This is a genomic window from Streptococcus vestibularis ATCC 49124 (assembly GCF_000188295.1).
GTDB classification, from domain to species: Bacteria; Bacillota; Bacilli; order Lactobacillales; family Streptococcaceae; genus Streptococcus; species Streptococcus vestibularis.
Map to the genome: position 1 here is coordinate 257,334 of NZ_GL831112.1, position 26,898 is coordinate 284,231.

General features: G+C 39.8%; 30 protein-coding genes. 26 read left to right on the forward strand and 4 right to left on the reverse strand.

Annotated features, from left to right (window positions below; translation table 11 throughout):
- The first annotated feature begins 762 nt into the window (after positions 1 to 762).
- Positions 763 to 1,371 carry a DUF2975 domain-containing protein gene (locus tag HMPREF9425_RS01340; RefSeq protein WP_003094114.1) on the forward strand — a complete coding sequence of 203 codons (609 nt, stop codon included), beginning with the start codon at positions 763 to 765 and terminating at the stop codon, positions 1,369 to 1,371.
- Between the two features lie 8 nt (positions 1,372 to 1,379).
- Complete coding sequence (locus HMPREF9425_RS01345) at positions 1,380 to 1,592, forward strand: helix-turn-helix domain-containing protein (protein ID WP_002889236.1); 213 nt, start codon at positions 1,380 to 1,382, stop codon at positions 1,590 to 1,592.
- 50 nt (positions 1,593 to 1,642) lie between these two features.
- On the opposite strand, the gene HMPREF9425_RS09865 is transcribed toward HMPREF9425_RS01345, so the two are convergent.
- From HMPREF9425_RS09865 to HMPREF9425_RS01360, 4 genes are all read right to left on the reverse strand, one after another.
- Positions 1,643 to 1,786 (reverse strand): hypothetical protein, encoded by a 144-nt coding sequence (locus HMPREF9425_RS09865; protein ID WP_003093521.1) that lies wholly within the window; start codon positions 1,784 to 1,786, stop codon positions 1,643 to 1,645.
- 3 nt (positions 1,787 to 1,789) lie between these two features.
- Positions 1,790 to 2,755 carry an asparaginase gene (locus HMPREF9425_RS01350; protein WP_037621627.1) on the reverse strand — a complete coding sequence of 322 codons (966 nt, stop codon included), beginning with the start codon at positions 2,753 to 2,755 and terminating at the stop codon, positions 1,790 to 1,792.
- A 137-nt stretch (positions 2,756 to 2,892) separates the two neighbouring features.
- Positions 2,893 to 4,059 (reverse strand): tyrosine-type recombinase/integrase, encoded by a 1,167-nt coding sequence (locus HMPREF9425_RS01355; RefSeq protein WP_003096056.1) that lies wholly within the window; start codon positions 4,057 to 4,059, stop codon positions 2,893 to 2,895.
- Between the two features lie 122 nt (positions 4,060 to 4,181).
- A complete protein-coding gene (locus tag HMPREF9425_RS01360) occupies positions 4,182 to 4,805 on the reverse strand; it encodes a helix-turn-helix domain-containing protein (protein WP_037621284.1) in 624 nt (207 codons plus the stop codon).
- Positions 4,806 to 4,962: 157 nt separating this feature from the next.
- On the opposite strand from HMPREF9425_RS01360, the gene HMPREF9425_RS01365 reads away from it, so the two are divergent.
- From HMPREF9425_RS01365 to addA, 24 genes are all read left to right on the forward strand, one after another.
- On the forward strand, positions 4,963 to 5,160 hold the full coding sequence (locus HMPREF9425_RS01365; RefSeq protein WP_003096061.1) for a helix-turn-helix transcriptional regulator: 198 nt from the start codon (positions 4,963 to 4,965) through the stop codon (positions 5,158 to 5,160).
- A gap of 317 nt (positions 5,161 to 5,477) precedes the next feature.
- Positions 5,478 to 5,930 carry a hypothetical protein gene (locus tag HMPREF9425_RS01370; protein ID WP_003096063.1) on the forward strand — a complete coding sequence of 151 codons (453 nt, stop codon included), beginning with the start codon at positions 5,478 to 5,480 and terminating at the stop codon, positions 5,928 to 5,930.
- Positions 5,927 to 6,127: a hypothetical protein gene (locus HMPREF9425_RS01375; protein WP_003096064.1), complete on the forward strand. Its 201-nt coding sequence runs from the start codon at positions 5,927 to 5,929 to the stop codon at positions 6,125 to 6,127. The genes HMPREF9425_RS01370 and HMPREF9425_RS01375 overlap by 4 nt, the downstream gene beginning before the upstream one ends.
- A 1-nt stretch (position 6,128) precedes the next feature.
- Positions 6,129 to 6,323, forward strand: a complete 195-nt coding sequence (locus HMPREF9425_RS01380; protein ID WP_003096066.1) for a hypothetical protein — start codon at positions 6,129 to 6,131, stop codon at positions 6,321 to 6,323.
- A 4-nt stretch (positions 6,324 to 6,327) separates the two neighbouring features.
- On the forward strand, positions 6,328 to 6,534 hold the full coding sequence (locus HMPREF9425_RS01385) for a hypothetical protein (RefSeq protein WP_003096068.1): 207 nt from the start codon (positions 6,328 to 6,330) through the stop codon (positions 6,532 to 6,534).
- Between the two features lie 13 nt (positions 6,535 to 6,547).
- Complete coding sequence (locus HMPREF9425_RS01390; protein WP_003096070.1) at positions 6,548 to 6,781, forward strand: hypothetical protein; 234 nt, start codon at positions 6,548 to 6,550, stop codon at positions 6,779 to 6,781.
- Positions 6,782 to 6,797: 16 nt separating this feature from the next.
- The gene (locus HMPREF9425_RS01395) at positions 6,798 to 7,109 is read left to right on the forward strand and encodes a hypothetical protein (protein ID WP_037621629.1); all 312 of its coding nucleotides are present in this window, start codon (positions 6,798 to 6,800) and stop codon (positions 7,107 to 7,109) included.
- A gap of 1 nt (position 7,110) precedes the next feature.
- Positions 7,111 to 7,383 carry a hypothetical protein gene (locus HMPREF9425_RS01400; protein WP_003096073.1) on the forward strand — a complete coding sequence of 91 codons (273 nt, stop codon included), beginning with the start codon at positions 7,111 to 7,113 and terminating at the stop codon, positions 7,381 to 7,383.
- 15 nt (positions 7,384 to 7,398) lie between these two features.
- Positions 7,399 to 8,256: a primase alpha helix C-terminal domain-containing protein gene (locus tag HMPREF9425_RS01405; protein ID WP_003096076.1), complete on the forward strand. Its 858-nt coding sequence runs from the start codon at positions 7,399 to 7,401 to the stop codon at positions 8,254 to 8,256.
- Positions 8,257 to 8,591: 335 nt separating this feature from the next.
- A complete protein-coding gene (locus HMPREF9425_RS01415) occupies positions 8,592 to 9,665 on the forward strand; it encodes a VapE domain-containing protein (protein ID WP_003096077.1) in 1,074 nt (357 codons plus the stop codon).
- A 326-nt stretch (positions 9,666 to 9,991) separates the two neighbouring features.
- Positions 9,992 to 10,267, forward strand: a complete 276-nt coding sequence (locus HMPREF9425_RS01420; protein ID WP_003096078.1) for a hypothetical protein — start codon at positions 9,992 to 9,994, stop codon at positions 10,265 to 10,267.
- A 58-nt stretch (positions 10,268 to 10,325) separates the two neighbouring features.
- Positions 10,326 to 10,748 carry an ArpU family phage packaging/lysis transcriptional regulator gene (locus HMPREF9425_RS01425; RefSeq protein ID WP_003096080.1) on the forward strand — a complete coding sequence of 141 codons (423 nt, stop codon included), beginning with the start codon at positions 10,326 to 10,328 and terminating at the stop codon, positions 10,746 to 10,748.
- A gap of 33 nt (positions 10,749 to 10,781) precedes the next feature.
- Positions 10,782 to 11,279 carry a hypothetical protein gene (locus HMPREF9425_RS01430; RefSeq protein WP_155809851.1) on the forward strand — a complete coding sequence of 166 codons (498 nt, stop codon included), beginning with the start codon at positions 10,782 to 10,784 and terminating at the stop codon, positions 11,277 to 11,279.
- Between the two features lie 847 nt (positions 11,280 to 12,126).
- Positions 12,127 to 12,291: a hypothetical protein gene (locus tag HMPREF9425_RS09870; protein ID WP_003096083.1), complete on the forward strand. Its 165-nt coding sequence runs from the start codon at positions 12,127 to 12,129 to the stop codon at positions 12,289 to 12,291.
- A 6-nt stretch (positions 12,292 to 12,297) separates the two neighbouring features.
- Positions 12,298 to 12,876: a hypothetical protein gene (locus HMPREF9425_RS01435; RefSeq protein ID WP_003096085.1), complete on the forward strand. Its 579-nt coding sequence runs from the start codon at positions 12,298 to 12,300 to the stop codon at positions 12,874 to 12,876.
- A gap of 269 nt (positions 12,877 to 13,145) precedes the next feature.
- Positions 13,146 to 14,531: a Cof-type HAD-IIB family hydrolase gene (locus HMPREF9425_RS01440; RefSeq protein ID WP_003096086.1), complete on the forward strand. Its 1,386-nt coding sequence runs from the start codon at positions 13,146 to 13,148 to the stop codon at positions 14,529 to 14,531.
- A 117-nt stretch (positions 14,532 to 14,648) separates the two neighbouring features.
- Positions 14,649 to 15,830 carry a DUF6574 domain-containing protein gene (locus tag HMPREF9425_RS01445; RefSeq protein ID WP_003096089.1) on the forward strand — a complete coding sequence of 394 codons (1,182 nt, stop codon included), beginning with the start codon at positions 14,649 to 14,651 and terminating at the stop codon, positions 15,828 to 15,830.
- Between the two features lie 172 nt (positions 15,831 to 16,002).
- On the forward strand, positions 16,003 to 16,566 hold the full coding sequence (locus HMPREF9425_RS01450; protein WP_003096090.1) for a hypothetical protein: 564 nt from the start codon (positions 16,003 to 16,005) through the stop codon (positions 16,564 to 16,566).
- Between the two features lie 28 nt (positions 16,567 to 16,594).
- Positions 16,595 to 17,581: a TcaA 3rd/4th domain-containing protein gene (locus tag HMPREF9425_RS01455; protein ID WP_003096093.1), complete on the forward strand. Its 987-nt coding sequence runs from the start codon at positions 16,595 to 16,597 to the stop codon at positions 17,579 to 17,581.
- A gap of 213 nt (positions 17,582 to 17,794) precedes the next feature.
- A complete protein-coding gene (locus tag HMPREF9425_RS01460) occupies positions 17,795 to 18,241 on the forward strand; it encodes a LytTR family DNA-binding domain-containing protein (RefSeq protein ID WP_037621291.1) in 447 nt (148 codons plus the stop codon).
- Between the two features lie 4 nt (positions 18,242 to 18,245).
- Positions 18,246 to 18,926, forward strand: coding sequence for a hypothetical protein (locus HMPREF9425_RS01465; RefSeq protein ID WP_003096097.1), 681 nt, complete (start codon positions 18,246 to 18,248; stop codon positions 18,924 to 18,926).
- 403 nt (positions 18,927 to 19,329) lie between these two features.
- Complete coding sequence (locus HMPREF9425_RS10135) at positions 19,330 to 19,476, forward strand: hypothetical protein (protein ID WP_003096099.1); 147 nt, start codon at positions 19,330 to 19,332, stop codon at positions 19,474 to 19,476.
- A gap of 415 nt (positions 19,477 to 19,891) precedes the next feature.
- Positions 19,892 to 23,212, forward strand: coding sequence for an ATP-dependent nuclease subunit B (rexB, locus tag HMPREF9425_RS01470; RefSeq protein ID WP_037621293.1), 3,321 nt, complete (start codon positions 19,892 to 19,894; stop codon positions 23,210 to 23,212).
- Positions 23,202 to 26,855, forward strand: a complete 3,654-nt coding sequence (gene addA, locus HMPREF9425_RS01475; RefSeq protein ID WP_003096106.1) for a helicase-exonuclease AddAB subunit AddA — start codon at positions 23,202 to 23,204, stop codon at positions 26,853 to 26,855. Before rexB ends, addA begins: the two co-directional genes overlap by 11 nt.
- Positions 26,856 to 26,898: the final 43 nt, after the last annotated feature.

Consider the following 26,898-nt stretch of genomic DNA (forward strand, 5'->3'; position numbering starts at 1 on the left):
AATCAATGAAAAGAAGCGGTTAAAACTTGATTTTTTGCTATCTTCCATGCCTTCTTTCTTACGATGATAGGTCTTATATTTTATTTTGCAGGTTTTACCTTATTTTATCCATGATAACAAAAACTCTCAGTAAACTCACTGAGAGTTTTAAGTTTCCTTCAAGTTTATTACAAGCTTTCTTTAAGTTAGGGAACCTATAATAAAACCATCAAAACGAGATAGGTTTTGATAATAAAACGTCTTGGCTAGGCCAAACCATTCCTAAAAAGGAGGACATAACAATGACAGTAAAAATTAAAGTAACCTACAACCGAAATTTCCAGAAGCATCCTCAAGACTTTAAGGTTTATCAAAACTAGTATTGATGCTAGGAAGAGGCTAAATTTACCCATATTCTACAACTTTCATCCCTCATTTTCCAAAATCCCTTTTTCCTTTTTTCATAACGTAGAATCCCTCTTCTTAAACTCATAAAAAGTCTAGACGGAAGCATGACCAGTCTAGGCGATTAACATAAGTAAGCTAACCAGTTGAGATTTTCTTGTCTGGTTTTTCTGTTTTTTGAATCATTGAACAAATCTTATTTGAAAAGTAGTAAAATCTTATCTATAAACTAGTATCTTATATTGATATTCGATATAATTGATACTGTTAATGGTTAGCTAATGATTTAGTATGAGGTCAAGGTCTCCTATAGGCACCTTGGCTTTTTCAAGTCTATTCTTCAAAAAATCACAATGTATTTACAAATCGAGGTAACACATGAAAACTATCTTATTTTATGTTTTAATCGTCCTAGCCTTAGCTGGCTCTAGTTATTATGGTTGGCGGTCTGCCAAAAGTGCCAAAAGTCACCAGGAAACGCAAGAACAAAAACGTTTGCGTAGTGTTCTCTTATTCGTTAATGTCCTCCTTTTTGCGGGCTTTTTAAGTCTTGTTATTACCATTCTTAATGATGCCTTTATCCTGACCGGTCATGAAGGACTCTTACAACAAGGTTTGCGTATGCTTCTTGGTTCAGGAGTTACCGTGAAAAGTAGTAGCACTAGTCTGACACTTTTTGCAGCAATCATTGATTTCCTTCGTATGTCAGTCAACCTAGGATTCTTGTTGTGTCTACGTGCCTTTCTGATTAATCTGTATCGTTCTGATATTTTCATCGCTAAAAATGCTAAGTTGGTTCGCTGGTCAGCGCATTTGCTAGTTCTTGGGGCCTTTATCAATAATGGTATCTTTACATTTGGAACAGGCAACCAGAGTTATAGTTTCTTTAACATCAGTTATTTGCTAGTTAGTTTTGTTCTATATGCTGTTTCTATGATTTTGACTAAGGCTAATGCCATTGCTGAGGAAAATGAGTATACGATTTAGGAGGGCTTATGATTATTGTCAATTTGGACGTTGAACTTGCTAAGAAGAAGATGCGCTCGGGTGAGCTTGCAGAACGGATTGGTATTACCCCAGCCAATCTCTCGGTTCTTAAGACAGGCAAGGCCAAGGCAATCCGTTTTACAACACTGGACGCTATTTGTAAGGAGTTGAATTGTCAACCAGGAGATATTCTTGAATATAGACCAGACGAAGAAAACTAAAAGCCTGAAGCAGTTCAGTCACTTCTATAGTGACCATGCTTCAAGCTTTTTTATTTTTTCTTCAACCATGCGATCAAGGCTAGACTGGCTAGCACAGTACCACAGACCATGGCGACATGTGTCTGTGAGACGATTAGTTCATAGTGGAAATCTTTGTTTTCCAATTTATCAGTTGCTTCAATGCTAAGTTTCATGTTTTACCCCTCGATATAATCTTTCAATTCTTGATCTTCCAGTCCTGCACTAAGTGCGATGAGGAGTTTGAGGCGGGCTTTTGGTGCATTGAGTTCTTTGACAAACATAACGCCATCTTCTTGGAGTTTAACGCCTCCCCCTTCGTAGGCGTAGACTGGTTCGGCGATACCGTTAAAGCAACGGGAAACGAGTACAACGGGAACTCCCTTGTCCATAAGTGACTTAATTTCTCTTGCAGCTAGTGGTGGGAGGTTTCCAGCACCTAGGGCCTCGATAACCACGCCGTCAATCTTTTCAGGGTCTAGGAGACTGATGATACCATCTCCAATCCCCATTCCAGCATAGGCTTTTATGATTGGTACTGTTCCTGTAATTTGTTCCAAGTCAAAGCGAACACGAGGCTCAGCAGTTTTGAACCAGAGGATATCATGCTTCATGATGATGCCTAGTGGACCATGGGTTGGTGTGTGGAAGGTTGCCACATTTGTAGTATGAGTCTTGGTTACATACTTGGCCGCATGGATTTCATCGTTCATAACGACTAGGACACCCTTATCGGCAGCCTTGTCATTGCTTGCGACACGAAGGGCTGAGAGATAGTTGTAGACACCATCGCTTCCTAGCTCGTTTGACGAACGCATGGCACCAGTTATGACGATTGGAATTTCAGGGATGTTCATGGTATCTAGGAAGTAGGCTGTTTCTTCCAGGGTATCTGTTCCGTGGGTGATAACCACCCCGTCATATTGTCCAGCTGTTTCCTTGATTTTTTTATAAATATCAAGCATATGGTAAGGCGTAATGTGTGGGCTAGGGATGTTAAGGAAGTCTAGGACAGTTAAGTCCAGATTATCTAGATCAAGTCCAACATGGTTCATGGGATTATCAGCATTTTGACTGACCTTGCCATCGTCATCTGCGGACATGGAAATGGTTCCTCCAGTATGAAGGACTAGGATTTTTTTTATCATTTATATTACTCACCATTATATTATGTGTTATAATATCGCTATTTTTATAGGAACAAGCAAACCCCTTGAAAATAAAGGGTTTGCGAGTGCTATTTTATATTCTAATTTTAATTTGCTTACCTTTTTGCTTACTTTTAGATAGATTTTAGTGCTTGCTCAAAAAATGACGTTGCTTTTTTAGCGTTCTCTTTTGATAAGTGACTGTAAGTGTCCATAGTCATTGAAAGTTTGGAATGACCTAGACGATGCTGCAACTCTTTGTAAGGAATACCCGAGTTAAGAAGCAAGCTGGCATGAGTATGACGAAAACCATGGAAGCCTATATTATTTACCCCTGCTTTGTCAAAATGCGCTCGTAGTCGCTTCGTTAATTGATTAATTCTTGGATAGGCTTTGATGAAATTAGAGAATACCACTGTTTCAGTCCTGCCTAGTTTCCAAGCCTCTTGGGTTTGCTTACGTTGGTATTTTTTCAGCATGGTTACGGTTTGCCGATCTATGTCTATATCTCGATAGCTAGACTTTGACTTTGGACTGTTTAACTTCATTTCACAGTTTAAAGTCTTTGTTATATGCACAACCGAGTTATCAAGGTCGATATCAGACCATGAGAGAGCTAAGGCCTCGTTAATACGGCAACCAGTAGCAAGTAAGAACTTATATAGCGTGATATCATAATAAGTATTATATTTAGTGTTATCTAGGCTGTCAAGGTAGGTAAGAAATTGTTTCAGCTCGTCATTATTGAAATGCTTAACTTTGGCTTTCTTATCCTTTTGAGTGTTTCGAGGTAAAACAACATTGCTAGCTGGGTTAGTAGGAATAACTTGTAAAACCACGCCATACTGTAATATACGCTTATTAAGGGCGTGAATTTTGTCGTAATGCAGATAAGCGCCAACTTCACCAGTATTTGTACGGTTTGCCAGTTTATTCATAATAGACTGAATGAGTGGGGTTGTAAGCTTATCTAATTTAAAACTACCAAACAACGGTAAGAGATGCTTATCTAAGATGGATTTTTGTAACTTTCTTGTGTTTACTTTAACCGTATTCTTGTAGTTATCCCACCATGAAGTAGCTAACGCCTCGTATGTTTCTATTGTTACTTCTTTGTAACGTGTTGAGCCATTGGCTTTAAAATCAAATTGCGCTTGTTGGGCTTTGGTTTTGAGTTCTTTCTTTGTCCTAGCGGTTACTTTAGTTGTAACTTTCTTACCAGTGACTACATCAACACCAAGATATATATTAGCACGATAGACGGTTGACCCGTCTTTTTTCTTTATCTCGTTAATTTTCATGATAAACCTTTCTAAACATCAGCAGGCAAGCCATATTATATCGGGTTTAGATTGGTTTATGTATATGGTCAATAGATTAGTCTTTTTGTCTATATAGGCTTACGACTTTGATGATGGTAACATTACTGATTTAGATAGTCGCGTTCTCCATACGCTGATTGTAAGACTTTCAAGAGTTTTTCAGCTTTTTCTTTAGTGTTTGTTTCATCATAGATATAACCGTGGATTTGCTCCTCTAAATCGTTTCTAGCAAACTCATTACCAAAAACTAATGAGTAATCATCAATTATTTGTTTTGATTCGTCATTATCAGAAAAAATCAAATCGATAAACTGTCTGCCTCTTGGGGTGGCATTATTGAGATTGGCAGCCTGCACCATAGAATATAGAGACAAAATTTCATTATCGCTGATGAAGATACTGTTATCACGGAAAAATGTAATGAAGTCTTTAAACATCTTTTCCTGGTGCTTTTTGTTAAAACGTTCCAAAGAGTAAGCTAAAATCATCCCCTTTTCAGGTTCTATTACAACTTCATCGTCATATATTTCAGAATCATCAATATATCCCAACAGATATCCAACGCTTACCCCGAAGAGGTCAGCTAACTCTTTTGCTTTATTGGCTTTCATCAATGTTTTATCTTTTTCCCAACGTGAGATAGTTTTTTCAGATACTTTTATCTTTTTTGCTAACTCGCTTTGAGTCATATTTTTTGCTTTTCGTAATTTTCTTAATTTACTCATACTTATCACCTTTCTTATTGATTGTAACATAAAAAAAGACAAAAATGTCCTAACAAATAACAATTTTTTATTTGACATCGTACAAAAAAGTCTGTTATACTATTCTCGAATCGGACATAAATGTCTGATATCAAAAAATAAAAAAGGAGTAAACAACATGACGAAATTAAAAGGTTATCGAGTAATGTTAGGTAAGACTCAGCGTGATATGGCAAAAGAACTAAATATTTCTGTTCAGTCATATAACAATAAAGAGACTGGTAAAACTGCATTTAACGACAGAGAAAAGCTAGCTATAAAAACGATGATTTCTGAATTAAAGTCAGATATAACTATTGATGAATTATTTTATTAGGAATAAGACAACAAAAAAGGCTTAGCAGTCGCCAAACTCACAAGCCTTTAACTATCCACAACTAAAACGAAACACACAGGCAGGCAAGCCATATTATGTCGGGTTTTAGCAATCAAATTAGATACCTCAATTATATCATGAATTGCTGGTATCGTGTACCCCTACTTAGAGCGCCAACTCTTAAAACTGGACACCACTTCCAAGCGTTCGCCAACTTGGGGCAATCGCCCAGCGTTTGGAGTGGTGTCAATCCTGTATAAGAAACGACATTAAAAGGCCATCAGGGAAATTACACATCATAGAAAAAGGTAAAAAACATGACAGAAACAACATACGATATTATCACTAAAAGCTTGGATAGAATTAGCATGGAATTACACCAAGCAGACGAAAACAATGATTTTTTAAGAATAGGACTCTTATCAGGACAATTAAAAGCTATCAAAGAAGATTTACACCGCTTACTTTGGATTGAACTTCCTGAATTGAATGACAGCCATAAAATCGAAGCGATCTCTAAAAGAACTACGGGAATCTATTTCAGTCCTGGTATTTTTGAAATGGATGCTATGCGACAAGCATTCTTTAAACGCCAAGCTAAGCACTTTTTTGACAACGAAGCAGAGCAACAGGCGTATATAGAGCATGCTGAAAAGGAGTATTTAGAGGCTACTGTAACCTTAAAAGATATTCTTTTTAACTCTAAAAATGGAACTCAGAAAGCAAATAAAAGTTGTCTTATAGAGAAGTTTGAGGAGGCAATGCAATGACACTAGACCTAGACAACATGACACAAGCAGAATTTGATGAAGTAATGACTGAAATCAAGGAGGAACGTCCTAATCTCTTTCAGTTTATTGCTGATTTTGTAGATAGAAAGGTAACACCCAAAGAGGTAGACGAATACCTGAAGATGAAACGTGAAAAACAAGTGGAATTTATTAAGAATTATCAAGCGAGGGCATAACATGAATGAATTAGATTTGACCAATACACAGGCGGTAATCTCTATGGTGGTACTGATTGGCTTCCTGCTTTATCTAAACCACCGTGACCGCGTAGAAATCTATTCTAACGAGCTAGATAGAGTTGCGTTTTTCCTACTCGAGTGTGCCAACCCAGAGGAATTAAGAGCACACGAGGCAGAGGGAAAAGGAGAGTAAAACCATGGCTACTGAATTAAATTTATCTGCTACCCAGTTCTTTATCCTAGTTACTGTTTTATCGATCGCCCTAACCGTTTTATGGCTTAAAAAGAGCTATTTTCAGCTTGATATAGAGCCTAAAACTGATACCGTGACAGATAACACCACGCGCAACGTAGGCACACGCTACGGGGCTTATATTCAAGCTCAAGGCAAGTATTACAACTAGGAAGGCGCGTGCTATGACAGAAATTATTGACCTTTTTGGACGGAATAAAGAGCTAGAAACACTAAGCACAACTCTAGTTACAATTACGGATATGGAAGATACGGATACGGACGTTGTTCCGGAAATTGTCGAGATCATTAAGCGACTACTGGATATCATTAAAACACAACAACAATCTATAGAGAAACTAGCTTATATAGCAGAGAAAACAATACAACTAGAAAGAGGTGTAAATGATAAGAAATAGACTACAAGAGGCGGAAATGGCAGTCTTAGTAATCCTAAAGAAAGGGCGTCCTAACGCTACGACTGGCGGAGAGATAGCCACTATCACGGGTTACAACTCCCGCCTAATTTCTAGTGCAATCAGTAACTTAGTTATTCGCTATGGTGTTCCTATCATTGGTGCTAGGGTTGGTACTCGTAATGGTTACTATATAGCTGAAACCAGAGAGGAACTATTAGAGGGGCTTAGATCTCTTGAAAACCAAGTCAAGAATGAACAGAAAAGATTAGACATTTTAAAGTCTATCGAAGACGTGACTGCATACGAGAAAATACTAGAAAGGGGATAATATGCACGTTTTAAGTGAAGAATTCGAAGACAAACTACTTCGAATCATTGACAATCGTTTTGAAGACTTTCTTAAAGCCATTTCCAAACATGATAACAAACAGTTAGATCTAATATCTGCCCAGAAAGTACAAGACGAATTAGGGGTAAGTTATAACACCCTAAGACGTTGGGAAGAAGCGGGACTTAAACGCTATCAAGCCCCAGTAGAGGGGACACGCAAAGTGTATTACCTTAGAAGTAGTATTTATGCATTTATGGGGAATGAAAGTTAGAAAGAGGGTGCAAGTATGTCTATCTACGAAAGCAAGGGTTTTGGTAATGATTTACATTTATTCGATAAACAAGCACCCTTTGACTATGTTGCAGAACGTAGACCTATGAAAGTGCCACAAGGTGAAAATATCGACGATTTTAAGCGCAGTTCCGCCCCTTACTGTATTACTGGCAAGGTGAAACAAGACGAGAACGGCAACTACAAACGCAATAATGCTAGCTTAGTTTATCGTGACTTGATTTTCTTGGACTATGACGAGCTAGAGGCTAATATAGACTTTCCTAGCGTGGTCGATAACGCCTTACACGGGTATTCTTATATAGCTTACCCAACTATTAAGCACACGGCTAATAAGCCACGTTATAGGCTTGTGGTGAAACCTAGCGACGCAATGAACGAGCAGACCTATAGGCAGACTGTCCAAGAGATAGCGGACAAAATCGGGCTACCTTTCGACAGTACAAGTCTAACATGGTCGCAGTTACAAGGGTTACCAGTAACCACTGGAGACCCTGCTGATTATGAAAAGATAGTAAATAGAGGGCGTGATTATCCCGTTGCAAATACAGTTACGGCTATTCAGAAACCACACTATCACACACCACGCCAAAGCGGTAATAAAACAATCACCATGCGCGTGCTTGATACCCTATTACATGGCTTTGGTGACGAGGGTGGGCGAAATGTTGCGGTAACTAAGTTTGTAGGGTTATTGTTATCAAAATATGTAAAGGCAGATATCCCTACCGCCTATGAACTGACAATGATAGCTAATAAGGTTACTGATAAGCCTTTATCTAGCAATGAGATAGATAGGACTTTTAGGAGTATCTTAACTTCGGAAATGAGAAAGAGAGGTATCGAGCCATAGAAAAAGAAGAACTACAAGAATTTGAAGATAAATTATCACAAGTTGAACAGTCGTTTTTTGGACCTGCATTTAGAACGAAAAAAGGCAAAGATGGGGAAGAATATGTTACTAGCAGTCCCTACAATGTCAGTAAGGTTTTTGAATTTCATGACAATATCTTTAAAGGTATTAAATACAATGAATTTGAAAGAACTATCGAAGTCACAAAGACACTCCCTTGGTCTAAGGAAAAGGGGTTATGGACAAGCGAGCAGACAAACCTTTGTATCGCCTTTATTGATGAAAAATATAGGTTTACACCTCGAAAAGAACACATAGAAGTAGCCATTACCGCATTGGCTAAAAAGAACACCTACCACCCTATTAAGCAACGTATCGAAAGCCAAAAATGGGATGGTAAACCAAGAGGGGAACGCTATTTTATCGACTTATTAGGGTGTGCTGACAATTCCTATAACAGAGAAATTGCTAAGGTATGGCTGACGGGGCTCATGGCTAGGGTTTATCTCGAAAAAGTTAAGTTTGAAGTTGTCCCTATTTTAATTGATAAAAGGCAAGGGACTGGGAAAAGCACTGTAACTAAGCGATTGCTTCCAGATTATCACACCGATTCAGAAATAACGTTTGGTAAACGTGATAGCGATTATCAAAAAATACAAGCTAATGCCATTATTGAATTAGGGGAACTGAAAGGAATGTCAAAAGCAGAAATTGAAACGGTTAAAAGTTTTATTTCTTCGGATAGTGACACTTATCGTGACCCTTACGAGCGTAAGGCTACCCCACACCCTAGGCATTGTGTTTTTATTGGGACGGCTAACAAGAAATCTTTTCTTAAGGATAGCGGAACAGAAAGGCGTTTCTTCCCTATTGAATGTGGTATTAATGATGTGAAGCAACACCCTATGGATATTGAAGAAAATTACTTCTTACAAGTACTTGCTGAGGCGAAAGTTTGGTTTGATAAAGGAGAGCCACTCACACCGTCTAAAAAGTTAATGGAAAAGCTGACCGATATCCAAGAAAATTATAAGGTCGAAGATGTGGATAAAGAGATCATTAAGCAATTACTGAATGAATTTAAAATCGTTGAGGGTTGGGATAGTCTTTCACAATATGAACAACGACAATATGTTTTAAAACAACTAGGAGAGCCCCTAGATGGTGGCGTAAATGCATATAGCGATTACCCAGCTATACAGACGGATAGTCTAATTCAATTCACAAGCCCCAATCATATCGCTTACCTTGCTTTCAATCAAAACCCAAACCGAGGTGGAAAAACCTTGATTTCTCAAAAAATACGCGACTTTTTAGATAATGACGACGGATGGAGAAAGGGAGAACAACCTACACAAAGAAGATTGTTTAAAGGTGGCACTCCAGTATCTTACTATGAACGAATTTAAAACTACACAAAAACTACACAGAAACTACAACCAATACTACAACCCAAAACACTGGTATTATAGGCTTTATACTATATTGTAGTTTTAGTAGTATTAAATATCATAGATAATAATATATAGATATTTGTATAGCGTGTAAAAAATAAAAGTCTTTTGCCAAAACTAAAACTACAAAAACTACAAATTGACCTAAACCCTTGATACTACTGGTTTTTTTAAGTAGTTTTACTTGTAGTTATTGAGCTTTTTTAAAACTAAAACTACAAATTTCAGAGAAAGATATAACTTTCTAGCTAATCATACCGATTAAGAAAAGGAGAACAACCATGACATTCAAATTATTCAGCGACAATGCTAAATCATTCACTTTCAAACATGACTTTGAAACTATGGATCATGCCAAAGTATCATCTACTGCTATCCTTGGTTACATGGTCGGAACGTATGAACAACAGCCAACAGAGATCACAATCGGCGGGAACGAGGCTAACAACACCTTTACAATGGTTGTTAAGTATGTGGAAGATGAAGACCTTACAAAGGTGTTTAACCGTATTTGTGATAGCTTTGAGAGCTATTCTAAGGGTTGCAGTGAAGCATAGGTGATGAAGCGCTTGGGTTATCTGAGCGCTTTTAACTAGTATAAAGAGAGGATAAATCATGGAACTTATGGCAATCAATGAAAAGCAGACAATTAAGAACGCTAAAAAGAAGTTGCGAGAATACCCACGATGGCGAGAGATTGCACACGATAGCGCTGAACAGCGTATAACGGCAAATTATACCTTTGAGCCACGTTCTAAGAACAATAACCGCAGTAACATTGTTGAGACACTGGCAGTAAGACGAATGAATGCCATAAATGAGCTGGAAGCTATTGAGGAAGCACACAGAAACATCGTTGATAAACGCTACAGGGTTATTATCTATCGCCGTTTCTTGCAACACCCACCAGCACCAAACTGGGTTATCGCTCAAGAATTGGGCTATGCTAAAACAAGATTCCAAGAGCTAGTTAACCTTGCTTGTTTAGCTTTTGCTGAAAATTATCGAAACGGTGAACTTGTTGATTTGCTTGAATAGTTGGGTTGCCCTAATATAGGGCGTGGTGTCAAAGTGATAGAAATTGAATTAAAGGTGTTTATAGACGTTCTCAAAGCTAATAACCTAACCAAAGCAAAGCTAGCAAACGGCAAAGCTAGGGTATGGCTAGACTTGGATAAGTTGACCATAGTTTATAACGGTCAAGAAACGCCCCTAAAACGGCAGTCATTAAATTATGGAGGCTATCGCTATTATTTATATTGCCCTAACTGTGGAGAGGCTAGAACGAGCTTATATTGGTATTGTGAAGACTTGTCATGTCGTAAGTGTCTAGGGTTGCATAATAGAACATTAAACCGAAGTAAGACCGATTGTGTTTATTACTGGGAGCAGGCAGTCAAGGAAGCTCAAAAGATAGTACCAGGATATGAGGCAAAGGACTACTTAACACCCGATTTTCCCGATAAGCCAAAAGGAATGCACTGGAAAACTTATTACAAGCATAGAGCTAAGTATTATCAATATTGGCGCAAAGGTGAAGACTTATGGTTAAGTGGTATTAAACTATGATATGATCTTGATTTTTCGTAACGTTTCGAAATTTGTGCACGTTCTCAATTTTTCTAGTTACTCTTTACATGGAGCGGTGAACGTTCTTAACACCCTAATTATAGGGAAATGTTGGTAAATGTTGGAATAAAACACCACTATATTATTGGAAAATATGGGAATGGAAACCATAAATGTTAGAAAATATTAGAATGAAACGCTCTTTACCCTGATTGTGGGAGGCGGTGCAGGTTGCTTTATAAACGGTATTTGTATTTTAGTTGCGGTACTTGTCTAGATATCCACAGGCACTATAAGAAGTTTTTGAAGTATACTAAAAAAAGGTGATAGCTTTTGGCTGAATGGTTCGAGATTGTGAGACAATATGAAGTGGTGTGCAATTTACAAAACAAACAAATACTACATATTAGACGGTTTGAATGTTAAAAAAAGCTAGATATATCAAGGATTTAAGTAAGCAGAGCGTTCCAAAAAAAGGTGCGATAAATGGAGTGCGTGGTATAAAAAGTTGAAAAAAGTTGATATAAAACGCCTTAATTGTTGGAAAATGTCGGTATAAAACACCACTATAACGTTCTTAATACGCCCTAGACAAAGAATAGTCCGATAACATTCGGGCTATTTTTAAATACACCCCCGCCCCTATATTGCCGTCTGGAGAGCCACTACAAGGTGTTGTCTTACATCACGCGCAATTTTTTCCATTTTTTTATAGGGTGTCTATACCAATTACTTTAATTAGGGAATATAATTTAAAAAGCCTTGATAAAAGAGGCTATAAAATATATAATGATGTTGTATAGGAACACATATTCTTGTACAGTATTTATTAAAGGGGGAAATTAAAATGGCAACTAAAAGTTTCACCACAGATTTAACTTTTAATAGACGTTCTGCTGATAATTTAATTTCTGCTTTATCAGAAACTCGTAAATTTAAACGCTCAAAAGATGTTAAAGCGAGTGATATTCAAAATTTAGAAGAAATCAGATCAATGTTTAAAAAAGGATAAATAGGTGTGTATAAAGTAATATCGTTGACTAATCTAATAGAAGCATTAGATAAGGAAGAGTTGGAAAAAGTAATCTTAAGTTTTAAAAGCAACTCAGCGCCTCCCAACGATATTGAAATTTTTTTACATAAAAAGGCAATTCAGTTTGAAAGAGCTGCTATCGCTTCGACTTATTTAGTTTTTGAAAGAGAAACCAATATTTTAGTTGGCTTCTTTTCTTTAGCGAACAAACCCTTAACAATGTCAAAGAGAAATTTTGACGCTTTAAGTAATAATCAACAAAATAAGTTAAAGCAACATGGACGTGCTATAGGACAAAAGTTTCAAATTAATAGCTACTTGATTGGTCAGTTAGGAAAAAATTTTTCTAAGGACGCTTCAAATTTAATTACTGGAGGAGATTTATTAACTTTAGCTTTTGATAAAGTTGAAGAGGCTTCTAATATTATACGTGCAAAATATGTATGGTTAGAATGTGAAAATCACCCTAAGTTAATTAATTTTTATAGCTCTTTTGGTTTTAAAACAATCGCCCCTAATGCTTCTAAAGATGAATTAGTGGTAATGATATTAAAAATTAAGTAATAACATTGATAAAATATAATTAAAAGACACCTAGAACGGTGTCTTTTCTTGCCTGCTAAACTCGTAGTGATTGATACCCTAACGGGTATTTTTTTTGCTTTCCTTTTTGCTAACTTTTGAGGTAAGCAAACGGCAACTTATGGGGTGTGAATTACTAAAATAGCTCACAAAATCGCTTTGTTATCACTCTAATAAAACCCTGTGGAAAAGTAGTGTGATTATGTGTTATAATTTATTTTATCATAAAATGTTAGAAGGAGGGGAGCTCTGTGGCCATTAAAGCAGTCTTTTTTGATATTGATGGGACTTTTCTAAATGACCGAAAACGTGTGTCAAGTTCAACCAAAAAAGCTATCAGTCAAATGAAGGAAGATGGTATCTTAGTTGGTTTGGCAACAGGTCGTGGTCCAGGATTTGTTCAGCCTTTCATGGACAATCTGGGTCTGGATTTTGCAGTCACTTATAATGGTCAATATATTTTGACTCATGACAAGGTCCTGTATCAAAATCAGCTCCCTAAATCAACAGTCTACAACTTGATTCGCTATGCTACCAAGCACCGTAGAGAGATTTCTCTAGGGACTAGCACAGGTCTTGTTGGTTCCAATATTATTAGTATGGGAACGAGTAAGTTTGGACAAATCGTTAGCCATATTGTCCCTAAGTCCTGGGCTAAGATGGTGGAACGTAGTTTCAAGTCTTTGATTCGTCGTTTCAAGCCACAAAGTATTGAGACTCTTAAGACTATCATGCGTGAGCCTATTTATCAGGTGGTTATGGTAGCGACGGTGGGGGAAACACAAGATATTGAAGAAAAGTTTCCTCATGTGAAGATTACCCGTTCAAGCCCTTATTCAGCTGATATTATTTCAGCGGACCAATCTAAGTTAAAAGGTATCGCTCATTTAGGTGAGGTTTTTGGTTTTGAACTCAGTGAGGTTATGGCCTTTGGGGATTCGGAAAATGACCTAGAAATGCTGTCTGGCGTCGGCGTTGGTGTTGCCATGGGTAATGGTGAAGACGAACTGAAAGACCAGGCTACCCATGTCACTGATACTAATAACCAGAATGGGATTGCTAAAGCCTTGTCACACTATGGTTTGATTCACTTTGAGACAGAAAATTCATTTACCAGCGATGATGACAACTTCAACAAGGTTAAGGATTTCCACCATTTGATGGATGGCTCAACTACTGATATGCCTCGTGTTTACGGTATTGAGGAAGCTAGTCACCGTTCGGACTTCAAGTTGGAAGAAATTGTCGAATTCCTTTACGCTTCATCAGGTGGGGACAAGCGTGTCTTTGGTCAGGCTGTCCTGGATTTGCATGCTGCTCTTGATAAGGCAGCCCTCAAAGTTAGTTCTAAAGAGCATTCAGAATCAACTATGGTTGGTCAGGTGGATGCTTTGACAGACTTGCTTTATTTGACCTATGGTTCATTTGTTCTTATGGGGGTGGATCCTAAGCCTTTCTTTGATACCGTTCATGAGGCTAATATGGGGAAAATTTTCCCAGATGGCAAGGCTCATTTTGATCCTGTGACCCACAAAATTCTTAAACCAAGTGATTGGGAAGAGCGATTTGCACCAGAACCACACATTAAACGTGAGCTAGATCGTCAGATTCAAAAATCCCTACAAAGAAGTAAATAAGAAGAGAAAAAGGTTTGGACAGTCTGCTCCAAACCTTTTTCTAATAAAAATGACATTTATTAATGGATTTATTTGTGATAAAATAAAGTCGTTCTATGTATTTTTAAGGAGATTATTATGACTAAAGCAGATTGGTTAGATTTTTTTGAAGCCATCAATGGTCGTTCAGCGACTGAAGAAGAAATTGCAGCGGCACTTGCAGCTGGTGAGTTCCAAGATGACGCCCCAGAAGTAGAAACTGCTCCAGTACAAGAAGCGCCAGCGCAACCAGCTTTCGCTAATGTTCAAGAAACACCAGCCCAAGAGTCGCACCCACAGCCAACTTTCGCTGGTGCACAAGAAGCGCAACAACAACCGACTTTTGCGAGTGCACAAGACGCACAACCGCAAGCTCCTTTTGCAACTGCTCAGGCAGCACAACCTCAACCAACCTTTGCGGGGGTGCAAGCTGCTCCAGTACAAGGAGTGCCAAATCAAGCAGTGCAACCACAAGCTGGTTTTGCGAATGCTCAAGCTGGTCAACAAGCAGCTTTTGCTAACGGTCAACCTCTTCAACCAGCTCAAAACGTTCAATTTATCAATGGCCAAGCTGTAGTTGTTCCAGCACAACCATCAGCATTTGCGACAACTTTCAAAAACTACTGGACATGGTTGCTTAATGCATGGCGTCGTCCAGCTGACATGACAGATTATGGCAAACACAATGGTTGGCTTAACTATATCTTCTTGTCACTCTTCACTGGACTTGCCTTCTTTGCAATCTTGAGCGCTGTGGCACGTAAATTTATTAGCCCAGTTGTATCAACAACAAATGCATTGTCTAGTATGTTTGGTTCTTATGGAACAGATAGTTACTCATCTTCATTTTCAAGTCATACATCTAGTATTGGTTTTGGGGCTTTCTTCGCAAGTATCCTAGCTGCCTTCCTCTTCATCTTTGCCTTCATCTTGGCAGGATTTGTGACACGTAAGGCCATCTTCCGTGACCCAGAGACTACTTTCTTGAATAGTTTTGACCGTTTTGGTCGCTTGACATCATTAGCCTTGCCAGTATTGCTTGTAACCATCTTGTTCGGAGCTATTGGACTTGTTGGCTTCCCACTTTTCTTGTTCTATGTTGTTTACTTCTTATTTGCACTTGCAAACCTCTTTACAATTGTTCCTGTAACAACAGCGTGGAAGGCTGATAAGTTCTATCAAATGATCTTGGCAGCACTTTTGAATGGTGTCATTTTGTCTATCTTATTTGCAATCGTATTTACTATCATGTCATCATTTACAATAGGTCTTCTATTCTAAGTAAAGCTCTAGCATTTTTTGAAAAAGCAAGTGTATAGAAGTCTTTATGGCAACAGAAGAAAAGTCGATTGATTTATTTGAAAAGGCAGTTGGTCGTCCGCCCCGTGTCTTGGAAATTGAAGAAGGCTAAAAAGAAGACCTTGATTTAAAGGCTATTAAAGGCATTGCTGCAATGGGTTTGGATCAGGAAGTTACTTATCCTGAACCAACAGAAGAAGTTGATGAGTATGACGTTGCCGAGGAAGTGTTTGAAGATGTCCCGCTTGGTGATGAAGAGGAAACGACTCTTTTAGAAATTGAGGAGCTTTCACCAGTATCTCAAGCAGATCAAGGTCAAACTGAAGAAAATTCAGAGGCCGCTTCTAAAGAAGCACAAGCCATCTGGATGAAGGCTTTTAAAACCTATGTTGGACGTCAACCTCTTCCTGAGGAATTCCTACTTGGTAAGTCTTCAGGTTATGATGTGTCAACCATCCATCAGTTTATCTCAGATGGTAAGGCAGCGAAACCAGCCATGGCTAAAGGAAAGAAAATCCTGATTATTGCTGGTGTTGTTGTAGCAGTCCTAGCGCTTGCTGGTTATGGCTTTGGTTCTTATTACTACTCACGTGGTCAAGTAGCAGAACGTTATGAAGCAGCAGCTAAGAAGAGCTTTAGGGATAGCCTAGAATACCAAGTATGGTCTGATACTAAAAAGGAAATTAAAACATCCGAAGCCAAGTACACAAGCCTATAGCAAGAGCTAACTTATGTCTGGTTAACGTATGCAAAAGGTTGGCCGCCAGTTTCTTATTTTTCCTAAGTGGAGAGTCGTGGTAGATCCTGGAACGGTTGATTTAACCGTTAATACAGCTGATTTGAATGTGACTATTAATGGTATTGCTTATGCGACTACAGATGGCAATAACTACACGTCTAAATTGAACCATCTCTATCCAGGAACTTACAATTTTGTGGCTTCTGGTAAGGTCAATGACCAAGAAATCACGGTCTCATCTGAGGAAAATGTGACCTCTAAAACGGAAGTCAACCTTTCTGTAGAGTATCTCAGTTTTACTGTTAAATCTAATGTTAAGGATGGGGATCTCTACATCGGTGGTACTAAGATTGGAACCCTTAATTCAGAGAAATTTGATGTAAACAAGGTAGCAGTTGCTGGGCCATCAGCTGTTTATGTTAAGAAGAATTTCGAAGATGATAGCTCTATCAAGACAGAGACATTGTCTATTAAGAAAATCTCTGAAGGCCAAACGGTTACTTTAGATGCTGACGGAGTTCTTGACCGTGATACGGCAGACCGTTTTTTGACAGCAGCTTATGGTAAGTTTGATAGTTATGCCTCAAATCATAACACGACTACAGATGGTGTTTCTGTCATTTTCCTTAATGGTACTGATGATACCATGTATAAGGATGTAACGGCTGATATTGATAAAAATACTACAGGTGCTAAAAACCGAGCTGCCGATAGTATTACCTTCTCAGGCATTGACGTAACAGAAGTCGTTCAGACTGGTGAGAAGACCTTCAAGGTGACCTTCACAGCCGTTTATGATTTCTACTATGGTTATGATTCAAAATTCAAGTCATCAGGAGATATCAAAGATAAAATCTCTTGGTCATGTAATGTGGAATACGTTGGAGACGATGATAGCGATTCTAGCAGTAGTAGTTCTGACTACAGCAACTATCGTATCAACGGCAAGGCTGGCGAATCGCAACATGTGAGCCGTGAAAATACCGTGAAATAACAGTAGCTTTCTCAGTTAGTTAGCATTGAACAGATTACAAATAGGAGGTTAGTCCTCCACACTAAAAAATGGAGAACTTGGCAATTGCTGGGTTCTTTTGTTTGGCTGTTTTTACCTCTTAGGGGCTAAACTGTGCCACTTACCCCAAAAGGCCTTGTTTTGTGTAAAGTACTTGTTATAATGGAACCATCAAAAGGACAGGAAAGGAGTCTTATGAAAGTTAGAATCGAATTAGACCCATCCATGGATGAGTCTGAAATCTTGATTCGAGCTCCTCGGTTAACACAGGAATTAGCCCAGCTCCAAGAGTCTATTCTAAAGCAAAAGTTAGTTCCTTTAACCTTTTATAAGGATCGTAGTGAATATTTTCTGGATTTGGCAAATATTCTCTTTTTTGAAACAGACGGGGAGAAAATTTATGGTCATACTAAGGATGAGGCCTATGAGGTAAAGCAAAAGCTCTACGAATTGGAAGACTTGTTACCGATTGCCTTTTGTCGGATTTCCAAATCGACCATTGTCAACGTAAAGCAGATTTATTCTTTAGAGAAGTCTTTTTCAGGGACCAGCACGGTTAATTTCTATCAGACCCACAAGCAGGTCCATGTATCAAGACGCTACTATCAAGTTTTAAAAGAACGACTAAACGAAATGAGGTAAGATAATGAGAAAGAAATTAGTTGGGATCCTCTTGATCCTTTTGGCAGCTTTGGTAATTGTACAAGACTATTTTATACAATGGGAAATTAGTTTTTGGATGTTAGCTTGGGTAGTCTTACTGGCTATTTTGTCCCTTTCTAGTTTTTTGAAGCGACATTTTGCTCTTGGTTTCGCCTATGGCATTGTGGCTCTTTTTTCACTTAACGGGCAGTTCCATTTTCTTCCAGTATCTAATTTGGTCGTTATCCTCTCTTCTATTCTTGCAGTTATTGGCTTGAATATCCTCTTCAATTCTTCTAGTAAAACAAAGAATCGTTTTGGGTTGGGTTCTACTGGCTCAGAAGCTAACAATGGTGGTAATGATATCGATGTGTCTTTTTCAACGGTGACCAAATATCTCAATGATCAACACTTTACTCATGGAAGTGCGGATGTAAGTTTAGGATATGCTTCCGTTTATTTTGATAATTGTCATATCGAGGGGTCATCTGCCCAGTTTGATGTGGACGTTTCTCTGGGAAGCTTGAGTCTCTATGTTCCCAGTGATTGGCGAGTTCATATTAATGTGGACAACTCGCTCTCGGCTATTCAACACCAGGAAAATCCAAGTAATTTGACTAGCAAGGATTTCTACATCAAAGGGGAAGTTTCCTTGGGTAATTTAGAAATTATTTATGTTGGTTAGAGTTCGATTGATTAAGTTAGGAGAGAAGTTGCTAAGAGCATGACACTTTAAGTGGATAATACTCCTGTATTTCTAAGTTCATCCAATCTATCAGATTGATTCCCACTCCCTTTTTTCCTATTTTGTAGTCTCTTTATTTGTGATAATAGAGTATAGTGAAAAACTAGATTGGAATGATTATACTCTATTGGAGTTTTATGTGACGAATATGACATTAAAAAATCTAGGCGAATGCATGCTAAGACTGAAAGTCAGATAAACAGAAAATGAGGCTAGAAGGGAAATTACTATGAGAAAGAAAGCGGTTGGTTGATTTAGGAACAACTAACCCTGTCATGTCTGTTGTTAGTGAAGATGTGCTAGAGATTATTCTGATGGGGACGAATGACGATCAGGTTTTGCTATGAATGTGGTTGACTTGACCCTACGAGTGTCTATTTTCTTTAGTAATGCGATTGATGAGAGTAAGCAGGTGCCTGTAAGTCAAATCAATTTTAGTTTTCATAGCCATGATAAGGATGGTAGCTACCATCCTTATCATGGAAAATAGGACGTAAGAAGAAAAAGTTGACCTTGATGCCATTATGCAGGAAGAAAATCAGAAGAAGACCTCTGGTCTTAACCTTCACTCAGCCAAGAATATTCTTAGGAAGTATAGTGATGCCAAGCTGATTCCAAGCAGTGGTGACTACCTTTTAGGAATTAATTTTTAAATAAAGTTGTGGAGCTAAATCTTTTGATTTGGTTCTTTTTTGGGCTATAGGACCAGATATTTGGGACTTTTACTGTAGGGGATAAGCTTATGTCTGACCCATAGTCCAGAGGGCTAAAAAGGGATGAGGAAGGAGTCTGATTGTTGCTTAATTCTGTGTTATAATAGCAAGGATTAGTGGTTGTTAGCGCTAAGTGAATGGCGATCCTTGCTTAGCCCAACGACTGGTGTAGAGACAAGAAAGGGACGTCTTATGAAATTACTTTATACGGATATGTCTCAGGATTTGACAGAAATTCTGACGGAGCAGGCAACCAGCTATGCTCAAAAAGGGAAAAGGGTCTTTTATATTGCCCCTAATGCCCTGTCATTTGAGAAGGAGCGTAAGGTCTTGGAATACCTGCCTCAGTCAGCATCCTTTGAGATTACGGTGACTCGTTTTACTCAGATGGCGAGATACTTTATTCTCAATACGAGCAACCCCAAGATGCAGCTGGATGATACAGGTTTGGCCATGATTTTTTATAAGGTGTTGTCGCATATGGGCGATGATGAACTCAAGGTTTATGGCCGTTTGCGTAAGGATAGCAACTTTATTAATCAATTGGTGGACCTTTATAAAGAGTTGCAGCAGGCTAATATGACGGTTCTGGATTTGCAGCATCTGGATCAGGTTGAGAAACAAGAGGATTTGGTCAGGATTTTCAGTGTGGCTCAGGACCTCTTGTTGGCAGGGGATTTTGACAATCAATCAAAGCTCAGTGCCTTTTTTAAGGAAATTACCTCAGGTCATTTGGATAAGGCCCTGGGCAACACGGTTTTGGTCATTGATGGCTTTACGCGTTTTTCTGCCGAGGAGGAGGCTCTGGTTGCACTCTTGAATGATAAGTGCCATCAGATTGTCATTGGAACTTATGCCAGTCAAAAAGCTTATAGGGCTAACTTTGTTTATGGCAATGTTTATCAGGCCTCAGTGGATTTTTTGAGAACTTTGGCTCAAACCTATAAGGTGACACCCGACTATGTAACGACAGACAAAGAGGGCAATCCTTCTTTTGATCGCATTAGCCGTCTTTTGGAGAGCCGTCATGATTTTAGTACGGTAGATGAGCAGCTGACTGCTCAGGACAAGCAAGCCTTGCAGGTCTGGGAAGTGGTCAACCAAAAGGAAGAGGTGGCTCAGGTTGCCAAGAGTATTCGTCAGTTGCTGGCAGATGGCAAGCGCTATAAGGATATTCTGGTCTTACTTGGTGATGAGGAGAGTTATAAGCTTCAGGTAGGGCAGATTTTCCGAAAATTTGATATTCCCTATTATTTCGGCAAAGAAGAAACCATGTCTAGCCATCCTTTGGTGCAGTTTGTGGATTCGCTGGAACGTATCAAGCGCTATAACTACCGTGCCGAGGATTTGCTTAATCTCGTAAAATCCGGTCTCTATGGTGGTTTTGCTCAAGAGGACTTAGATCTTTTTGAGTATTATATCAATTTTGCAGACATCAAGGGGCGTCACAAGTTCTTGTCTGATTTTACGGCTAATAGTCGTGATAAGTATGATTTAGACCTGCTCAATGGCTTAAGGTTACAGATGGTAGAGCCCTTGGACAAATTGCTTAATAGTCGCAAACAAAAGGGATCTAGTCTACTCAAGAAACTAGTGGTCTTTTTAGAGGCTGTGCAAGTGCCAAGTAAGATGGCTAGTTTGACTGCCAAGGCTAGTGAGGCCGAAAAAGAACAGAATGAACAGGTCTGGAAGGCTTTCACACAACTCTTGGAGCAGGTTGAGACTATTTTTGGGGAAGAAACACTGTCAGTGGACGACTTTTTGTCCATTTTGCGTTCAGGAATGTTGGCCTGTGATTACCGTACGGTTCCAGCCACTATCGATGTGGTCAATGTGAAGAAATACGATTTGATTCAACCACATTCTGCTCCTTATGTTTTTGCCCTGGGGATGACCCAGTCACACTTTCCTAAGGTAGGGCAAAATAAGAGTCTCCTGTCTGACGAGGAACGTAGTCGTATCAATGAGGCGACGGATGAACACAGGAGTTTGGATATTGTTACGCAGAGCAATAGTCAGCGGGGGCATTTTGTAGCTATGTCACTTTTTAATGCGGCTAGTGAACAATTGGTGCTTAGTCAGCCACAAATTCTCAATGAGACTCAAGATGACATGTCGGTTTATTTGAAAGAGCTGCTTGACCTTGGTCTTCCTTTGGTTGAAAAGGGACGTAATCGTTTCGAGGCTAAGGGTGACCAGATTGGGAACTACAAGGACCTTCTATCAACTGTCATTGCCCTTAACAGCAGCCATCTAGATGCTGATTTGGATAAGGAAACGCAGACTTTCTGGACCGTTGCTGTGCGTTATCTCCGTAAGCGACTTGATAAGGACCAAGTCTTGATTCCAAATGTGATTGACGATGTGACGACAACCAAGGTGGATGATCAGGTCATGCAGCTGGTCTTTCCGGGGGAAGAACCACTGAAATTATCAGCTTCGGCTCTGATGACCTTCTATAACAACCAATATCTTTATTTTTTGCGTTATGTTTTGGGGCTTGAAGAGTTGGAGTCCATCCATCCAGATGCTCGACACCACGGGACTTACTTGCACCGTGTCTTTGAGTGTGTTATGGGAGATTCTTCGTCAGAAAACTTCGATGATAAATTGGAAAAGGCTATTGCTCAGACCAATCAGGAACAGCCCTTTGAACTTCTCTATACAGAGGACCAAGAGAGTCGCTTGTCTCGTCAGATTTTGGAAGATATCGCCCGTTCAACTGCCAGTGTTTTACGTGACAATGCGGCCGTTAAGGTTGAGCGTGAGGAAGCCAAGTTTGATTTGCTTTTAGCAAATAGCATCAAGATTACAGGGATTATTGACCGTGTGGACCGTTTAACAGATGGGGCTCTGGGTGTCGTTGACTACAAGTCAGGTAAAAATATCTTTGACATTCAAAAATTCTACAATGGCCTTAGTCCGCAATTGGTGACCTATCTGGAAGCCCTCCGTCAGACCTATAAGGTTGATGCTGATCAGCTTTTTGGTGCCATGTATCTTCACATGCAGGACCCACAGCTTAACCTAGCTCAGTTTGGTCTGGATAAGCTAGCAGCTCAGGCTCATAAGGAATTGACCTATAAGGGACTTTTTGTGGCTTCAGAAACAGAGCATCTAGCTGGTGGAAACTATGATTTGCAAAAGATTGTCACTTATGACAAGGAGGACCTAGAAACCTTGCTCGATTACAATATTAAGCTCTTTACAAGTGCTGCTGAAGTTATTAGAAGCGGGAATTTTGCGGTTAATCCTTATACTGAGGATGGCAAGTCTGTTCAAGGAGATCAAATCAAGGCAATTACTCATTTTGAGGCCGACCGACACATGGGACAGGCTCGAAAACTCTTGCGTTTACCAAGTAAGGGCAAGAAGGAAGCCTATTTGGAGCTGATGGCAAAAGATGAGGACGATAATGAGATGCAAGTTGCTGAAACTATCGTCCCCTTTCCAGTCATTGATCAAGATGTGACAGCAGACAAAAAAGACCAGGAGGACAACCATGTTGACTAAAGCTTTTTTAAGTCCAACAGAGATTGAGGAACGTATTGCCCAAGAATCAGCTTCTGACAAGGAACGTAAGTTAACACCAGAACAGATTGAGGCCATTTACAGTAATGGTACTAATATTCTTGTGTCAGCTTCGGCCGGATCAGGGAAAACTTTTGTCATGGTTGAGCGTATCCTTGATATGATTGGACGTGGCGTTGGTATTGACCAACTCTTTATCTCAACCTTTACGGTAAAGGCTGCAGGTGAGTTAAAAGAGCGTCTGGAAAAACGTCTGACAGAGCAGCTTGGACAAGCTGAGACGGATGAAGAGCGTGCCTTTCTTTCGGACCAGATTGCTAAGATTGGGACAGCTGATATTGGAACCATGGATGCCTTTACTCAGAAATTGGTCAATCAGTATGGCTATCTCCTGGGTGTGTCACCTATTTTCCGCATCATGACAGATCCTGCCGAGCAGACACTTATGAAAAATGAGGTTTATGCTGACCTCTTCAACGATTACATGCAAGGAAAGGATGCCCAGCTTTTCCAAAAATTGGTCCGCAATTTCACTGGACATAGCAAAACTAGTAAGGCCTTCCGTGATTTAGTTTACGATGTCTATAACTTTTCTCAGGCTACTGCAGGTCCTGAAAAATGGCTACGTCAAAATCTCTTAAAGGGGCAGACGGAGGCCAAGCCAGAACAGGCTAAAAATGATCTTTTAGACGGTCTTAAAGTTGGCTTGTTGGCTGATTTCCTAGCTTTCTTAAGAGACCATTTAGGTCTAGCTCAGCGTGAATTTGCCAAGGCTAAGTATCTGAATAATGTGTCGGATGCCATTAGCCTTCTTGAAGGAGCTCTGGCCAATGACCAAACGGATATGGAGGACTTGCTCAAACAACTCTTGACTTTGTCAGGAGGTACTGGTTTGACCAATATGACCCGTCCTAAAGACGAGGAACTCAAGGCCTACAAGGAAGCTTACAACAAGACCAAAAATGAGTTTGTGGCCCAGTTGCGAGAGGTTGATACCCAACTAACGGTCCTCGAGGTTTTGACCAAGCATAATGATGACATCCTACCTCTGTTGGAGTTGCTTCAGTCCTTTGTACTTGATTTTTCGGACCAGTATTTACAGGCCAAGATTCAGGAAAATGCTTTTGAATTCTCGGATATTGCCCATTTTGCCATCCGTATTTTGGAGGAAAATCCAGAGGTGGCAGCTAGCTACCGTGACCGTTACCATGAAGTAATGGTAGATGAGTATCAGGACAATAGCCATACCCAAGAACGCATGTTGGAACTCCTATCTAATGGACACAACCGATTCATGGTGGGAGATATCAAGCAATCCATCTATCGTTTCCGTCAGGCAGACCCTCAGATTTTTAATGGTAAGTTCCAGCTTTTCCTTGAAAATCCAGATGCAGGTAAACTTATCCTTCTAAAGGAGAACTTCCGTAGTCAATCTGAAGTTCTTGATGCGACTAATGGTGTTTTCAGCCACCTCATGGATCAGGAAATCGGGGACATCCTCTATGACAAGACTCATATGTTGGTAGCAGGTAGCGAGAAGCAAAGAGAGCCCCATCCTGAAAATCAGACAGAGGTTCTGATTTATAATAGTGATGAAGCAAATGTGACTCCCGACGAGGAAAGTGCTGATCAACCTATCAGTAGCGGCGAGATTTCCTTGGTTATCAAAGAAATCATCAAACTTCACGAGCAGGGTGTACGTTTTGAGGACATTACCCTCCTTGCGCCAACCCGCAACACCTATCTGGACTTGATGGCAAGCTTTGAGGAGCACGGAATTCCTTTGGTTCCTGACGAGTACAAGTCAAGTTACCTTGAGTCACTAGAAGTTATGATTATGTTGGATACTCTTCGTGCCATCAATAATCCTCTCAATGACTACGCCTTGGTTGCTCTCCTTCGTTCACCGATGTTTAACTTCAACGAGGACGACCTGGCTAGGATTGCTGTCCAGGCTGACAAAGGCCAATTCTACGATAAGCTTCTTGCAGCTCATACTAAATCAGGACTTCATCCAGAAGTTGTCACCCAAGGACTTGAGACCAAGTTGACTCTCTTAATTGAGACTCTATCAGATTGGCGTGATTACAGTAAGTGGCACTCGCTCTATGACCTCATCTGGAAGATTTACGACGATCGTTTCTATTATGATTATGTTGGCAGCCTTCCACGAGCTGAGCAACGCCAGGCCAATCTCTACGCCCTTGCCTTGCGTGCCAATGCCTATGAAAAGACTGGCTTTAAGGGGCTTTCTCGTTTTATTGGTATGATTGATAAGATTATTTCTAGCGGTAACGACCTAGAGGAAGTGGCAGACTTGGTTCCCAAAAATGCCGTTAGCCTCATGACCATTCACAAGTCCAAGGGGCTAGAGTTTAAGTATGTCTTTGTCCTTCAGATGAATCGCAAGTTCATTGGTCACAGCAAGGATGGCCTGAGCGGGAAGTATATTATCAACCGTGAAAAAGGGCTTGGCATTAAGTACCTAGCTGACCTTAAAGACCAGATAAACACCAATTTGCCTAAGTTAAATGTTGTTCTCGAGACCTTAACCTTCCAGGAAAATCGTAGGGAAGAGCGACGGGCAAGTATCTCAGAAGAGATGCGTCTACTCTATGTGGCAATGACCCGTGCAGAGAAAAAACTCTACCTGGTTGGTAAGGGCAGTAAGGAGAAATTGACCCAGCAATTTGGCACGGATGTTGAAAATAATCGCCTACCAGTAGCCCTACGTGACCAAATCGCTACTTATCAGGATTGGGTTATGGCTTTGGATACTGCCTTTATGAGAAAGGATCTCAAGTTTACTGTTCGCTTTGTTGAGGCTGAGGAGTTGATCCCAGAGGCTATTGGTCAGGTTGAAGTTCAAGCGGCAGTAGATGCCGATGATTTATCTAACAATCGTCAGACAGAAGAGATTAAGCGTGCCCTGACTGTCTTAGAAAGTGTTAAAAAACTCAACCAACTCTATGCACCAGCGATTGACCTACCATCGGTGCGTACTCCAAGTCAGCTGAAGACTTTCTACGAACCAGTTATGGATACAGAAGGTGTAGATATCATGGACAAGAAAGAGGAAGTCCAACCTCTTGAGACAGCAACCACTTTTGAGTTACCAGACTTTGGACAAAAGATTAAGGTAACCGGAGCTGCGGTTGGTTCTGCTACCCATGAACTCATGCAACGCTTGATTCTTTCTGATACTGTGACCCTCCAAGACTTGACACAGGCCTTGAGTCGGGTATCGGCAGATGATCAAGTTAAGGCGCGTGTGCAGTTAGAAAAGCTACTAGGCTTCTTTGACACCGAACTTGGGAAGCTCATTCTAGCTAACCGTGGTAAGTTGCGTCGTGAAGCACCATTTGCTATGTTAGCAGAAGATCCCGCTAGTAAAGAAGACTTTGTCGTCCGTGGTATCATCGATGGCTACCTTCTTCTTGAAGACCGTATTGTCCTCTTTGATTACAAGACGGACCATTTTACTCAACCTGGTGAGCTTAAGGAACGCTACAAAGGGCAAATGAGCCTATATGCTAAAGCACTTAGCCAAGCCTATCAAGTAGATAAGATTGATAAATACCTTATTCTCCTAGGTGGAAAAAACTTGGAAGTTGTAGAAGTATAAGCTATAGCATAACCATTCTTTCATTATGAAAGAATGGTTTTTT